Genomic DNA, 13,780 nt, shown 5'->3' on the forward strand with positions numbered 1-13,780 from the left:
TCACCTGTTCTATTCTTTCGTTTCTTCTGTTATTTTAAGTTACAGCAAACCTTGATAATATGCAATCAAATACGTTAATATATAAGATAGAAATAGTATGCGGCGACTGGTTCAGCCAAGTCGTAAAAAAAGGAGAATACTACCATGGATTTCATGACAAAGATGAAAAACCAGGCCAAAGCCGATGTCAGAACCATCGTCCTGCCGGAAGGCGAGGAAGAACGGAATCTGACGGCGGCAGCTGAAATTACTCGGGACGGCATTGCGCATATTGTCCTGTTGGGCAATGAAGCGAAGGTACGGGCCAAAGCGTCTGACCTTTCTCTGGACCTCTCCGGATGCCGGATCATCGATCCTCTGACGGCCGAGAATTTCGAAGAATACGCCAATGAGTTTTACGAACTGCGCAAGAAGAAAGGGGTCACGCCGGAACAGGCTGCCGAAATCATGAAGGATCCGATGTACTACGGAACCATGATGGTCAAGCGCAATGACGCGGACGGCATGGTCTCCGGAGCCATTCACACCACAGGCGACCTTCTGCGGCCGGGTCTGCAGATCGTTAAGACTGCCCCGGGCGTATCCGTGGTTTCCTCCTTCTTCATCATGGAAACCAATTCAGCATTTGGCGACAACGGCACGCTGCTGTTTGCCGACTGCGCGGTCAACCCGATGCCCGATGAGGACCAGCTGGCTTCCATCGCCATCTCGACAGCGGATACCGCCAGACATCTGATGGGCTTTGATCCGAAAGTAGCCATGCTGTCATTCTCCACGAAGGGTTCAGCTGAACATGAAGTAGTAACCAAGGTGCAGAACGCTGTGAAAAAAGCCAATGAGCAGCGCCCGGATCTGATAATCGACGGGGAACTTCAGGCGGATGCCGCCCTGGTTGCCAAGGTAGCCGCTCAGAAAGCACCCGGCTCGGAAGTGGCCGGTGCAGCCAACGTCCTGGTATTCCCGGATCTTCAGTCCGGCAATATCGGCTACAAGCTGGTACAGCGGTTTGCCGGTGCCGAAGCCATCGGCCCGATCTGTCAGGGCTTTGCCCGTCCGATCAATGACCTCTCCAGAGGCTGCAGCGCCGAAGACATCGTCAATGTTGTGGCAGTAACCGCGGTACAGGCTCAGACCAGATAATCACGCAAACAAACCAGATATTACACCGTCGCAAGAATAGCTGATATCGCAGATATTGCAGCGTGTGAGCGGGACACATCTCGACCATCGGGAAACAACTCAAACAAAAGATTAACTTCAAAAAAATATTATAGAGAACAGGGGTAGTAAATATGAAAGTTTTAGTTATCAACGCCGGATCCTCCTCATTAAAGTATCAGCTTTATGACATGTCCAACGAAGCCGTTCTGGCCAAAGGCCTGGTAGAGCGCATTGGCATCGAGGGATCGCTTCTGACCCATCGGCCGGAAGGCAAAGACAAACATGTGATCGAGACAGAAATGCCCGATCACAAGATCGCAATTCAGCTGGTGCTGGATGCGCTGGTCGATCCAGTGGTCGGCGTGATCAAGAACGTCGATGAAATCACCGCAGTCGGACACCGGATCGTACACGGCGGAGAGAAATACTCCAGCTCCGTACTGCTCGATGATCAGCTGATGGAAGAGCTCAAGGAAGTTTCCAAGCTGGCTCCGCTGCACAACCCGCCGGCTCTGATCGGTATCCGCGCCTGCCGCGAACTGATGCCGCACACACCGATGACCGCCGTGTTTGACACCTCCTTCCATCAGACCATGGATCCGGTAGCTTACATGTATGCCATTCCCTACGAACTGTATGAATCGGACAAGATCCGCCGTTACGGCTTCCACGGCACATCCCACAAGTATGTGGCCAACCGGGCTGCTGAAATGCTCAACCGCAACATTGAAGACATGAAGATCGTTACCTGCCACCTGGGCAACGGATCCTCCGTCACCGCGGTCAAGCACGGCAAGGCCATTGACACCTCCATGGGCTTTACCCCTCTGGCAGGTCTGGTTATGGGAACCCGTACCGGAGATATGGATCCGGCCATCGTTACCTACCTGATGTCTGAAAAAGGCTGGGACGCGAAAGCAGTTGACAACCTGATGAACAAAAAGTCCGGAGTCCTTGGTGTTTCCGGTGTTTCCTCCGACTTCCGTGACCTGGAAAAAGCCGCTGCCGAAGGCAACAAGCGCGCTCAGCTGGCTCTGGATATGTTCCACTACCGGGTCAGAAAGTACATCGGCTCTTATGCAGCAGCCATGGGCGGAATTGACGCCATCGTCTTTACGGCCGGACTGGGAGAAAATTCCCCGATGGCCCGGGAAGAGATCCTCAAGGGACTCGAATTCCTCGGCTTTGAAGTGGATCTGGCCAAGGACAATGTCCGCGGCAAGGAAGTCATCTTCTCCTCGGACAATTCCAGAGTGAAGCTCATGGTCATCCCGACCAATGAAGAGCTCATGATTGCCCGCGACACCAAAGTTCTGGTGCAGGAAGCCAAACACTAAGACTATCCGTCATTCAGGAATAAGCGGGTCGATCCACTGCGGATCGATCCGCTTTTCCAGTTTTCAGAATCGAAGTGCCGATTCATCATGTTCAGCAAATAACCGATTTCGCAGTTCACCCGGCTCACCCGGGTCAGCTGAATAAACCGGATCAATCAGATCAATCTGATCAAGCCAATTAAAGCGGATCAAGGCGGATTTAAAACGGATTAAAGCCGTTCATGGCAGATCCTCCTGGCCCGATTCTGAATGGTGATTGTCTGCTGGATTTGATAAGATGATAGAAGAACTAATTTACAGATTTCCATGACTTGGCTCGATGGAATCCGGAGATAAATTTTATGAAGCTTTTTGAGATTGTCCCTGCTAATTTTTTTTCGATTCTGGTCTCGCCCAATCGGGAGATCTATGTTGACGCACTGATGATCCTGCATGAGGAGTTCAAGGAAAAGTTGAACATCAAAGTGGAGGATTATTTGTCGTCCCTCATTTTTCTGCTGGAAGACCGCCAATTTGAGTTGGAGTCCGATGATGAACCGCAGGGCGCTTTATCGGTCAGCGGGAAGGCTCGCCTGATTATGGAACGGCTGACCCGGACGGGCTGGATAGAGCGAGAATTTATTGAGAACTCCTTCATCGAAATTATTTCGCTCCAACCTTATGCCGTTCCAGTTATCAAGCTGTTAAGCGAACTGGGATCGGAAGAATCGGAAGAGTATTCCTCCATGGTGTTTGCCACCTTCTCGGGGTTAAAACAGGCCATGGAAGTGGATCAGGAACACCTGTATGAGGCAGTGCAGTCGGCCAGAGCCAACACGGAGCGGCTGCAGCATTCTATGCGCAAGCTTTATCATGGAATCCGGCGTTTTCTGCGCGGCATTGTACAGGTTCAGGATGTCAACGCATTACTGACAGAGCACTTCATGGAATTTCGCCGGTTATCGGATCGATACTACCATCCGATCAAGACGCTGGACTCAGTGTATCGCTATATGGGTCCGATTCAGGAACTGATTGCTTCCATCAGCCGGGAAGAGCAGTTCGTCGAGGCTATGGTTGCCCGGGCGATGTCTCTGCGTCAGCTCGACTCAGAAGAGGCGGCCCGCCAGGAAGTTCTGACGGCTCTGGACTATGTGGCCGGATCCTACTCCGGCATGGACCGGCTCATCAATGAGATCGACCGAAAGAACAGCAGCTATACCAAAAGTTCCGTGGAAAAGATCCGCTATCTGATGACTGCCGATCAGTCCATTCGGGGAAAACTGGCTCAAATTTTAAAGACAGTGGCTGCTGCAGACGGCTCGGAGCAGGATCGGGTTCTGGATCGGCTGGAGCGAGGGATTCAGGCTTCGCGGCAGGAATCGCTGGATGCCAGCTCGATCTATCATAAAACGATCCGGGCGCGGCGAGTTGTTCGTCCGGCTTTGCCGGTTGACACGGAAGATCCGCTCTCTGGCATGGCTCAAGCTTTTCTGCTCGACCAGATGAAAACCTCGTACCCTGTCGCAAGAATCCGCCGGTTTGTGGAAGATCTGTTTGAAAAAGCCGGTCCGATGATTCGCGCGGCGGATCTGCCGCTGGAGTCTGATGAAGAATTCATTCTGCTGATTCTGGCGGTGATCCGACATCAGGACCCCCGGATGCCCTACACCATCGTTCCCGGAGAGGGGCGGATCTTGCGCAACGGCTACTGGATTCCGGATCTGACGATTCAGCAGAAAACTCAGGATCCAAAAATCAGACTGCCGCAGAGCGAACTGGAAGTTAGTGATCCCTGGAGGGATGGGCGTTCCAATGCCAGCCAGAGAAAAAAATCCGGGATCCGCAGTCAAAGGACGAAATCCGGCACCGGACAGTCTCAATCCAAGGCCGTCAATCGAAGCAGTGACCAGATCAGCGGTTTTGATCTGATCGAAGCCATGAACAAGGAGTCTGACCATGAAGTGGAATGAACGCTATGACAATTTAAACAGCACGGATAAAGCCGAGTTTCGGCGACTGGTCAATTACCTGTTTTCTCACACCTATCTGGTTCGGGATGTATACCGGCCGGACAAGCAATGGCTGGAACCGGGCAATGATTATCGGCTGGTAAGTCGTCACTTTGAACTGTTTCAGGAATATTTCGCGGTGGCCGGCTGGCGTCTGGACAAAGACGATACCTACGGCATTGTCTCCCTGACCAGCGAATTTGATCAGAATCGCCTGCGCCTGGACCGGTTCACTACGCTTTTTCTGTATACCTGCCGCCTGATGTTCGAAGAAGGCCGGGAACTGGGGGACCAGCTGAATCATGTCCGAACGGATACCGGGACGGTGGTGGAGAAGATGAGGAGTCTGGGCCTTCTGTCCAAAGGACGATCCACCCAGAAGGAGAGAATGGAGGCGCAGCGTACGCTGTCCCATTTTAATATCATTCAGAAACTCGAAGCAACCGCCTGGTCGGCGGAGGGGAACAGCATCCTGATTCTGCCGTCCATTCTGGTGATTCTACCCAATCATGAAATCAACAACATCGTTCGGGAACTGGAAGAGTTAAGACAGGAAGTTCAAACCGGCACAGAGGCCGCGATGGATCCGGCACAAGGAGAAGAGGAATGAAACAGCTGAAAAAACTCCTGCTCATCCACTGGCATTATTTTGATTACCAGCTGGTGGAATTTGATCAGCTCAATTTTTTGACCGGTCAGAACGCTTCCGGAAAATCCACGCTGATTGATGCCCTCCAGCTGGTGCTGCTGGGTGATTTTTCCGGATCGTTCTTTAATAAATCAGCGGGCGGCCGCACCAACCGGAATTTAAAAGGTTATTTGATGGGAGAGCTGGGCGATGACGAACAGTCCGGCTTTCGGTATCTGCGCGATGGCCGGTTTACCAGTTACATCGTCCTGGAATTTCATGATGAAGAGAAAGATCGGGACTTTACCGCGGGCGCCGTTTTTGATGTTTATGCAGAGTCGGATATCCAGAAAATGTTCTTTTCCTACGAGGGTCCCCTGGATGAAGGCGGATTTTTAAGGGATCAGGTTCCCATGGATATCACCCGTCTGCGGGGATTCCTTCGTCAGGAGTATGACGGGAACTTTGATACCACCGACACCGGCAAGACCTTTCGAGAAAAGCTCTACGGAAGACTGGGCGGTTTGAAGGGCCGGTTTGGCGCGTTGCTGAAAAAGGCGGTGTCTTTCAATCCCGACGTCGATCTGCAGAAATTCATCACCGAGTTTGTTTGCGATGATCAGCTGCCGGTGGATATCAGCCATATGCAGGAAAACATTCGGAGCTATCGGCAGCTGGAAGAAGAATCTCTGATTCTGACGGAGAAGACACAGCACTTGGAAGCGGTTGTCACCGCCCATCAGGATTTTGAGAAATATCGGGAAAGCGAACAGATGTATTCTTATCTGATTCAGCGCGGAGAGCTGGAGTGCAGCATGGAATCCCTGACTCAGGAGGAAACCCGCCTCGCTCAGACCCGACAGACCCTGGCTGAATGTCTGATCCGGGAAGAACTACTCAACCAGGAAATACAGCAGCTGCGTCTGGATCGGGATGAGCTGGTCGCACGGCAAGTATCAGATCGGGTTACCCAGCTGCTGGAGCGGCTGGATGGCCAGATTGCTCAGGTCGAAGAGGAGATTCGTACCATCAGGCTTCGAGGTGAGCAATCGGTCAACAATCTGCGCCGCCTGGCCGAGTTATGGGGCAATGCGTCCCATCGGATTGCCCTGGCTCTCAGGGAGATGGATTTTAGTTCATTCCCGCCGCTGATCGCTCAGCGCCTGACGGATACCGCCGGACTGGCTCAGCAGCTGACGGAGCAGGTTCGGCCGATCCGGCAGCTCCTGCCGGAAGAGTTCCGACAAATGGAGCGGCATCATCTGACGGAACTGGCAGAAGCCATCACCTCAATTCAGCAGCAGATTCGCAGTCTGCAGGATCGTCTGAAGGATCTTTTGGATGAGCAGGATCAACAGTTGGCTCAAATGGATGCTGAACTAAAGTCGCTGCAGAGCGGTATTTTTCCTTTCCCGAAAGAAACGCTGGATTTGAAGGAAGCCATCGCCTCCCGCTTGCGGGTCGTCACCCGAACCGAGCCGAATGTTCGGATCCTGGCGGAGGTGGCTGATTTAAAAGATGAAAAGTGGCGCAATGCCGTGGAAGGGTTTCTGCACAGTCAGAAATATTACCTGCTGGTTCCCCCGGATCATTTCCAGGAAGCCGCTCGAGTGTATGATCAGGTCAGAGATCAGCAGAAATTATACGGCGCCGGGATCATTGATTCGGCGAAACTGATGCGTCAGTCGACTCCGCCCGAAACGGGCTCCCTGGCTGAAGAAATCATTACGGAGGACGAGCAGGCCAGGGCATTCCTGAACCATGTGCTGGGAAGGGTTCATAAAAGCGAACAGGTCGAAGAGCTGCGCCAGCACGCTACCGCCATTACACCGCAATGCATGCTCTATTCCGGCTACGTCGTCCGCGCACTGTCGCCCGAGCGCTGGCGCAAGCCGGCCATCGGCCGCGCTGCCATCCTGCATCGGCTGGAGACCCTGCGCCAGGAACTGTCAGAACTCAAAGCCGAGCGAGCCCTTTGTCACGGAATTCTGGGCTTGTTGGAGGAGCCTGCCCATCTGCAGGGGATGGAACCGTTGGAGGTAGAACGTTTTGCCGAATCGGCTCAGGCGATGAGGGACCTCCCGAAGACTCTGGAACGGCGAAACGAACTGATGGCACAACGAAACGCGATTGATGTATCGAGCCTGGAACGGATTCAGTCTCAGATTCGCTCTCTGGAGCAGGACATCAAGGTTCGGGACGAGGAGATCAGAGAGTTATCGCGTCAGATCGGCGGGCTGAAGCAGGCGGCGGCAACTGCGGGCGAACTGATCATCCCGGGCCTGAGGGATGCCGTGGATCATAAGTTCCGGACGCTGCAGGCAGATTTCGATGCGGAATGGATGGAGCAAACCGGAGCGCCCCGTTATGTGCGGGAACTCAGTCAGCGCGGTACCCCGCGCCAAGTCGCCAACGCTTTTCCCCGGGAGTTGTCCAAAGCCAGAAATCTGAAAGAGGGGTCCTGGAATGATCTGACGGAGCGGCGTCGGCGCTACAACGATCAGTATAAAATGGGTTTTGATGTTCAATCCCCGGACAACACCAGTTTTGAAGATGCGTGGCTGGAACTGAGCGAGAACAAGCTGCCCGAGTTCAAAGAGCGGATTCAGGATGCCAAAACCAAGGCTTTTGAGCAATTCCAGGAGGATTTTTTAAGCCGCCTGCAAAATAACATCACCAGTGCCAGACATCAGATCGAGGAACTGAATTACGCCATCAAAGGGGCGACCTTCGGGGAAGATGCCTATCGGTTCCGCATGGTGGCCCGACCGGAGTACAAGCGGTACTATGATATGATTATGGACGATATGCTCAGCCGGGGCTACAGTCTGCTGTCACAAAGTTTCAATGACAAGTACAAGGATGAAATCAACGACCTGTTTGCCATCGTGATGGACACCGGCGAGCACGGCCTGTCCGGCCAGGATTACGAAAAGAAGGTTCACGAATTCACGGATTATCGAACTTACCTGACCTTTGACCTGGAGGTTGAGGGCAAGGACGGAACAATTCAGCGCCTGTCGCGAACCTTGGGGAAAAAGTCCGGCGGTGAGACTCAGACGCCGTTCTATATTGCCGTGCTGGCATCCTTTGCTCAGCTGTATCGATCCGGTCGGGAAAAAACAAATTCCACCATCCGGCTCATCATGTTTGACGAAGCGTTCTCCAAAATGGACGGTGAACGAATTATCCAGAGCATTCAGCTGCTGCGCCGGTTCAATTTCCAGGTGATCCTGTCCGCCCCGCCGGACAAAGTGGCGGACATTGCCACACTGGTTGACCGCAACCTGTGCGTGTATCGCAGAGGGCATGGCACCACCGTTCAGTCCTTTGATCCCCGTCATATGGAGGTAGTATATGAAGAGCTCGATTGAGCAGCGAATCGTAAACGGTCTCCTCGACCGGCTGGAGAAAAGCAGTGCCTATCGAAGCGGAACGACATCCAGTCGAAGGATTCTCCTGAAATTTTATGACGGCGGAATCACCGACTTTCCGGAGTATGACATCGAGCAGACCGAGGTCCGGATTCAGATCAATCGGGCGGTGACTGCACTGGCCAGACAGGGGTTGATCCATTTCAGCTGGATGAGGGGAGAGGAGAACCATATTCTGGCAAAGGTCTGGCTGGAGCCGGAACGGCTGGATGAAGCCTATGCTTTGTGCCGACGCACGCCCAAAAAAGATATCTTACTCCAGGTGTCCCTGGATTTGCTTGAACTGGAGCAGGTTTCCACCTCATCAGACTGGGCTCGGGAATACTGCCAGGAGTCCCTGACGGTTATCGAACAGAAAGGCCGCGTGCCGCAAATTGTGCCGGAGGACGCTCAGGATCGGCAGGATCTGTTTGCCGTTATCAAAGGCCTGGCAGGCCTGGGGGCCGATGAAATGACACAGCGGGTTTTCTCTGTCAAAATTCTGGGGGACTCCAAGCGGTTTGAAACGAATGTCCGATCCCGTCTGGTTCGGGTGCTGCGGCAATATCTGGAGCATGACGAGGACGCCCGGGAGGAGGATCTGCTGCGGCAGGTGGGGCTTGTCCGCTACCCGGAGCAGTTTGAGTTCTGCGGCGGACTGACATGGATCAGCGGCTCGCAGCGGGTGGACTTTGGTGGGCTCAAGGCAGGTACCAGTTTGTCCGCGGAAGATCTAAAAACAGGTTCTTTGGAACTTCAGCCTCAGATCCGTCGGATCCTCAGCATCGAGAATCGGGCCAATTACTTCAGCTATCTCCGGGACTCCAAGAGACCGGAGGAACTGGTCATTTACCATGGCGGCGTCTACAGTCCGGCGCGAAAGCTGTTTTTCCAGGCAGTTTGCCAGGCCATGTCAAAGAATCACCCGGACTCAGCTCAGGTTGAGTGGCTGCACTGGGGAGACATTGATTATGGCGGTTTTACCATGCTGGCTCGACTGCGCCGGGAAATCAACCCCGGAATTCAGCCGTATCGCATGAGTCTGGAAGAGCTGCAGCGATTCGAGACGCTGGTTCAGACAACCACCAAAGAATATGCCGCAAAACTGCAATCATTGCGGGAGCGACCAGAGTTGACCGATTGCAAGGACTGCATTGAATACCTGGCGGCGCACAGAATTCGTCTGGAACAGGAAAATCAGCTCATGGATCCAATGGAATAATTTCTCGTAAAGCACTTTCTGATCGTCTCGGGGAGTGCTTTTTCGATCACTTCGGAATTCTCTGCCTGAATCTGCCGCTGCTTTCTTCCCCTCGAATTCTCCCGTTCAGTTTTCTCCCGTTCAATTCTCTCCCGTCGATTCTCTCTGGAACAGCTTCTCCACAGTACAGACTTCAGGGAATCTTTTTCTCATAAGCTGCCTCAAGTCAAAAATTGGGCGGGGAGCCATCTTTGAGTGGTCCTGATTCTAACGATCCTCAGAGGCGGGGAATATTTTCTGATATTTCGAAAGCGGGGTTGCAATTAGTGTCATAGTGTATTACTATGATAGTACACTATGACGAGAGGAAGGGATCATGTCCATGTTTCAATTTCTAGATGGAATTCCCATTTACCAGCAGATCGCTGGTGAATTGAAGCGACGTCTGATTTGCGGTCAGCTCGTTCCGGGCGCCAAACTGCCGTCAGTTCGAGAAATCGCGGAAGAATTCAAGGTCAATCCCAATACAGTCCAGCGGGTTTACATGGAGCTGGAAAAGGAGGGTCTGACTTACACCGAACGGGGAGTCGGAACGTTTCTCCGAGAGGATTCTTTCATGGTGGATCGGTTGAAGCAGGAAGAAGCCGTCAAGCTTCGCGCCAGGTTCATCACCGAGGCGAAAAAGCTTGGTCTGGGCCTGGATGAGGTCATCCGGGATATTAAGCAAGAATGGATTGGGGGAGAAAAAAATGATTAACATTTCGAATGTGACAAAACGCTACCAGAGGACGCCGGCCCTGGTGGACGCAACGCTGACACTGGCGCCGGGCAAAGTCATCGGCCTGCTCGGTCCCAATGGATCGGGCAAAACGACACTGCTGCGCATTTTGACCGGAGAACTGCGGGCGGACGGCGGAACCATTGAACTGGATGGCCAGCCGCTGTCGCATCAAAGCAAGGCCAGAATATCGGCACTGACCCGGACGGATTTCATGCCGGAGGGTATGACCATCGCTCAGGCGTCAGAAACCTACCGCTCCATGTTCCAGGATTTTGATGAAGAAAAATTCCTGCGGCTGATTCAGGAACTGGATTTAAAGCCAACGCTTCGGATTGAACGGCTGAGCAAAGGGATGAAGAGCAAGTTTGCCCTGGCTCTGGCTGTGTCACGCCGCGCCCGGCTGATTGTGCTGGATGAACCGCTGGAAGGCGTGGATCCGGTGGCCCGGGAAGAGATCCTGGATCTGATTGCCGCCGGCTTCTCGCCGGAGTCTACGATCCTGGTCACCAGTCATCTGATCCATGAACTGGAGCGGCTGCTGGACGAAGTGTATTTTATCCGGGATGGACAAGTTCGGGCTATGGGGGATGTGGAAGCCATTCGGGCAGACCGTCAGGTTTCCCTGGATGAGCTGTACCGGGAGGTTTATCGGAAATGATGAGTTTAATGAATTATGAAATGAAGAAACTTCTGAAGAATACCAAGTGGGCTTTGGTAGCAATTGCCGTGCTGAGCGTCTTCTTCCTGATCAGCGGCTACTTTGGCAGTCAGCGCCTGGTCTGGGACGACAGCCTGCCGTCCCAGATCCTCGCCATGGTGAGTTTCATGGGACTGGGCATGCTGATGCTGGTTCTGTTCTTTGCGCCCTTTGTGATCTCTATCGTATCCTACCACAAGGATCTCAATGCCCCTCACGCCGTATTTGAGGCCTACATTCCTGAGTCCGGCCTGAAACGCCTCACAGCCAAGTATGTGAGCTATTTCCTGCTGATTCTGGCTGGAATCATAATTTCCGGCCTGATTGCCCTGGGCACATTCCTTGTGATTAAGCAGGGGGCTCCGGAACAGATCCGGTTTGAAATCGACAATACCATTCTGGAAACCCTGCGTCAGCAGAACCACAACTCCTTCACCGCGGTGCTTGAGTTTGGCCGGTATCTGATCGGATCTGCCCTGGGAATGACCATAAGCTCTGTCTTCTTTACCTTTTTCATTACCCTGCAGTCTGTCCTGCGCCACCGCATCAAAGGCGCTACCCCGATCACGTTCCTGGCTGCCGCAGCGGCAGGCATCGGTCTGGGATTCCTGGAAGAGCAGCTGTTTGAACGGATCACTCTGTTCCAGGGCAACCTGATGGGTATTTCCCTCCAGCACTGGTTCAGCCTGCTGGTCTCTCTGACTGCGCTCTTGATCATGAGCTGGTTCCTGCAGCACAAGACCGAATTAAAATAACGAAGCATCCAGCGGATTCATACAGGTTCGGCAAGCGGATGGTCAGGAACAGTTCCAGTGAAAAAAAGCCAGTGCTATCTAGTACCAGACAGTGCCAGCCAATCCAAAGCCAATGCCAGCCAATACAAACCCAATGTCAAAGCGAGTGCGGGAGCCTCGCCCAAGACAAAGATCAGTTCAGTTTCACGACACTGCTGGGTAGGCTCTAGTTCGGTTCATGGATAGCAATCAACGAAAAACAGACTCCGCTGCCTGGTCCTGTCTGACTGGGCGGTGGAGTCTGTTGATTTAGAAGGAATGGGATGCTCCGTGGGCCGGTCTTAAGCCGGGCCTGGCGGGAGTCACCTGGGTGTCGCCGCTAAAGCGGGGAATCGTGATGCGTGTGATGCTCCCACTGGCGGATCACGATATAATAGAACAGGGCAACCAGAACGGACAGACCAAGGTAGAGCAGCGCGACGCTGCGCGACGCGCTCCATTCGGGGTGACCCAGTCGGTCCAGATAATCGGCGATGGAAAAGATGGCACCGGAAAGCACAAGGAATCCGGGGATCAGGTGGGATGGTTTCATGGGATCTCCTTCATGGGCCTGGATGGCAGTGAGGGTTGACTCCATTCAGCAGGGTCTCCAGGAAGCCTGGAGGGAGAGCGATTGCTGCAGTTCTCGCTGTCTGAATGGGTTGGATTTCTCTTGATATCATTTTATCAAGGCCGAGGCTCTTTCTGCAAGCTATTCTTTGCCCGGGCATTGGCGCGGCTGGATTGTTCGGGTAAAGGATCTGGCAGTATTCGGTGGCCCGGTCGGACGGAGGGCAAGGTGGAAGGGGGCCGGCGGGTGAAAAAGCTGAACCCGACGGGGGCTGCCGGGTTCCCGCGCGCGATCCTCTGATCCAGCTGGAGTATCCCTGACGTGGTTCATGCAGCGACGGGGATCGTGGACTCAGGCTAATTGGGCAGGGGTCGTTCGGATTCCATGTGGTAATTTCTGGTTATTTTTCCGTCAATTTCAACTGAAATGCCGGGTCAGATTGTTGACACTCTTATCCTTTATTGGTATTATTAATGTTGTTCGTCAAAGGAACTCTTTTTTATGCGTAAAATGGAAAGGGGATTGAGATGATCATTTCAATTGCCGACTCAATGAAAAAGGCCGTGATCAAAGAACTGGATTTTTCATTTGATGCTCCTTCCCTTGAGTCGTTGGAAAAAGAAGGGACTGCGTTCGCTGAACCGGTCCAAGTCAAAGGCACTGTTACAATCCAGCCTGGACAAATTGAACTGGATGTAGATGTCCATTCAAAGGTCCGGCAGGTCTGCAGCCGCTGCCTGGATGAATTCGAGCAGGAGATTGATCTCTCCATCGATGAAACCTGGGCCCAGCAAGTTTCGGATGACGATCTGGACACAATGCCGTTATCTGAAGGGGACACCGTTGATCTGACGGACCTCCTCGTACAAGATATAATATCCAGTCTGCCGATCCAGCCGCTCTGCAGCGAAGACTGCAAGGGACTGTGTCAGGAATGCGGGGCTAATCTCAATCGAGAAACCTGTGACTGTGATAAGGAACAGGTGAATGAACGATTCGCCGCATTAAAGGATTTATTCAAGGAGGTGTAAGTAATGGGAAATCCAGCAAGAAGATTCTCTAAAGGAAGAACAGCCAGAAGAAGAGCTCAGACTTTCAAAGCCAGTGCACCCAGCATCATCGAATGCCCGAACTGCCACGATATGATGCTCTCCCACAGAGTCTGCAAGAACTGCGGACACTACGACGGCAAAGAGATCATCGCTAAGGTTGATGTCAACTAATTCC

At 53.0% G+C, this 13,780-nt stretch carries 12 protein-coding genes; 11 read left to right on the top strand and 1 reads right to left on the bottom strand.

Annotation, left to right across the window (positions count from 1 at the left end; translation table 11 throughout):
- The first annotated feature begins 144 nt into the window (after positions 1 to 144).
- The 9 genes from pta to P6M73_RS07305 all read left to right on the top strand — a co-directional run bounded on the left by pta (position 145) and on the right by P6M73_RS07305 (position 11,964).
- Positions 145 to 1,140, top strand: coding sequence for a phosphate acetyltransferase (pta, locus tag P6M73_RS07265; RefSeq protein WP_277855444.1), 996 nt, complete (start codon positions 145 to 147; stop codon positions 1,138 to 1,140).
- 152 nt (positions 1,141 to 1,292) lie between these two features.
- Positions 1,293 to 2,498 carry an acetate/propionate family kinase gene (locus P6M73_RS07270; protein ID WP_277855445.1) on the top strand — a complete coding sequence of 402 codons (1,206 nt, stop codon included), beginning with the start codon at positions 1,293 to 1,295 and terminating at the stop codon, positions 2,496 to 2,498.
- 341 nt (positions 2,499 to 2,839) lie between these two features.
- Complete coding sequence (locus P6M73_RS07275) at positions 2,840 to 4,450, top strand: Wadjet anti-phage system protein JetA family protein (RefSeq protein ID WP_277855446.1); 1,611 nt, start codon at positions 2,840 to 2,842, stop codon at positions 4,448 to 4,450.
- On the top strand, positions 4,437 to 5,099 hold the full coding sequence (locus P6M73_RS07280) for a DUF4194 domain-containing protein (RefSeq protein WP_277855447.1): 663 nt from the start codon (positions 4,437 to 4,439) through the stop codon (positions 5,097 to 5,099). The genes P6M73_RS07275 and P6M73_RS07280 overlap by 14 nt, the downstream gene beginning before the upstream one ends.
- Positions 5,096 to 8,491 carry an ATP-binding protein gene (locus P6M73_RS07285; protein ID WP_277855448.1) on the top strand — a complete coding sequence of 1,132 codons (3,396 nt, stop codon included), beginning with the start codon at positions 5,096 to 5,098 and terminating at the stop codon, positions 8,489 to 8,491. The genes P6M73_RS07280 and P6M73_RS07285 overlap by 4 nt, the downstream gene beginning before the upstream one ends.
- Positions 8,475 to 9,752: a Wadjet anti-phage system protein JetD domain-containing protein gene (locus P6M73_RS07290; protein ID WP_277855449.1), complete on the top strand. Its 1,278-nt coding sequence runs from the start codon at positions 8,475 to 8,477 to the stop codon at positions 9,750 to 9,752. The genes P6M73_RS07285 and P6M73_RS07290 overlap by 17 nt, the downstream gene beginning before the upstream one ends.
- A gap of 361 nt (positions 9,753 to 10,113) precedes the next feature.
- Positions 10,114 to 10,488: a GntR family transcriptional regulator gene (locus tag P6M73_RS07295; protein WP_277855450.1), complete on the top strand. Its 375-nt coding sequence runs from the start codon at positions 10,114 to 10,116 to the stop codon at positions 10,486 to 10,488.
- On the top strand, positions 10,481 to 11,170 hold the full coding sequence (locus P6M73_RS07300) for an ABC transporter ATP-binding protein (RefSeq protein WP_277855451.1): 690 nt from the start codon (positions 10,481 to 10,483) through the stop codon (positions 11,168 to 11,170). Before P6M73_RS07295 ends, P6M73_RS07300 begins: the two co-directional genes overlap by 8 nt.
- Positions 11,167 to 11,964: a hypothetical protein gene (locus P6M73_RS07305; RefSeq protein WP_277855452.1), complete on the top strand. Its 798-nt coding sequence runs from the start codon at positions 11,167 to 11,169 to the stop codon at positions 11,962 to 11,964. Before P6M73_RS07300 ends, P6M73_RS07305 begins: the two co-directional genes overlap by 4 nt.
- Positions 11,965 to 12,322: 358 nt before the next feature.
- On the opposite strand, the gene P6M73_RS07310 is transcribed toward P6M73_RS07305, so the two are convergent.
- Entirely contained in the window at positions 12,323 to 12,580 is a 258-nt protein-coding gene (locus P6M73_RS07310) for a hypothetical protein (protein WP_277855453.1), read from the bottom strand.
- Positions 12,581 to 13,080: 500 nt separating this feature from the next.
- Between P6M73_RS07310 and P6M73_RS07315 the strand changes: the two genes are divergently transcribed.
- Positions 13,081 to 13,584: a YceD family protein gene (locus P6M73_RS07315; protein WP_277855454.1), complete on the top strand. Its 504-nt coding sequence runs from the start codon at positions 13,081 to 13,083 to the stop codon at positions 13,582 to 13,584.
- Between the two features lie 3 nt (positions 13,585 to 13,587).
- Positions 13,588 to 13,776 (top strand): 50S ribosomal protein L32, encoded by a 189-nt coding sequence (gene rpmF, locus P6M73_RS07320; protein WP_277855455.1) that lies wholly within the window; start codon positions 13,588 to 13,590, stop codon positions 13,774 to 13,776.
- Positions 13,777 to 13,780: the final 4 nt, after the last annotated feature.

The sequence above is a fragment of the Anaerococcoides asporogena genome (assembly GCF_029590275.1).
GTDB lineage: Bacteria > Bacillota > Clostridia > Clostridiales > Clostridiaceae > JG1575.

What these genes read in the sequence shown, in the direction of transcription:
- pta (WP_277855444.1), top strand. Translation starts at nt 145, where the DNA reads ATGGATTTCATGACAAAGATGAAAAACCAGGCCAAAGCCGATGTCAGA.
- P6M73_RS07270 (WP_277855445.1), top strand. Translation starts at nt 1,293, where the DNA reads ATGAAAGTTTTAGTTATCAACGCCGGATCCTCCTCATTAAAGTATCAG.
- P6M73_RS07275 (WP_277855446.1), top strand. Translation starts at nt 2,840, where the DNA reads ATGAAGCTTTTTGAGATTGTCCCTGCTAATTTTTTTTCGATTCTGGTC.
- P6M73_RS07280 (WP_277855447.1), top strand. Translation starts at nt 4,437, where the DNA reads ATGAAGTGGAATGAACGCTATGACAATTTAAACAGCACGGATAAAGCC.
- P6M73_RS07285 (WP_277855448.1), top strand. Translation starts at nt 5,096, where the DNA reads ATGAAACAGCTGAAAAAACTCCTGCTCATCCACTGGCATTATTTTGAT.
- P6M73_RS07290 (WP_277855449.1), top strand. Translation starts at nt 8,475, where the DNA reads ATGAAGAGCTCGATTGAGCAGCGAATCGTAAACGGTCTCCTCGACCGG.
- P6M73_RS07295 (WP_277855450.1), top strand. Translation starts at nt 10,114, where the DNA reads ATGTTTCAATTTCTAGATGGAATTCCCATTTACCAGCAGATCGCTGGT.
- P6M73_RS07300 (WP_277855451.1), top strand. Translation starts at nt 10,481, where the DNA reads ATGATTAACATTTCGAATGTGACAAAACGCTACCAGAGGACGCCGGCC.
- P6M73_RS07305 (WP_277855452.1), top strand. Translation starts at nt 11,167, where the DNA reads ATGATGAGTTTAATGAATTATGAAATGAAGAAACTTCTGAAGAATACC.
- P6M73_RS07310 (WP_277855453.1), bottom strand. Translation starts at nt 12,580, where the DNA reads ATGGAGTCAACCCTCACTGCCATCCAGGCCCATGAAGGAGATCCCATG.
- P6M73_RS07315 (WP_277855454.1), top strand. Translation starts at nt 13,081, where the DNA reads ATGATCATTTCAATTGCCGACTCAATGAAAAAGGCCGTGATCAAAGAA.
- rpmF (WP_277855455.1), top strand. Translation starts at nt 13,588, where the DNA reads ATGGGAAATCCAGCAAGAAGATTCTCTAAAGGAAGAACAGCCAGAAGA.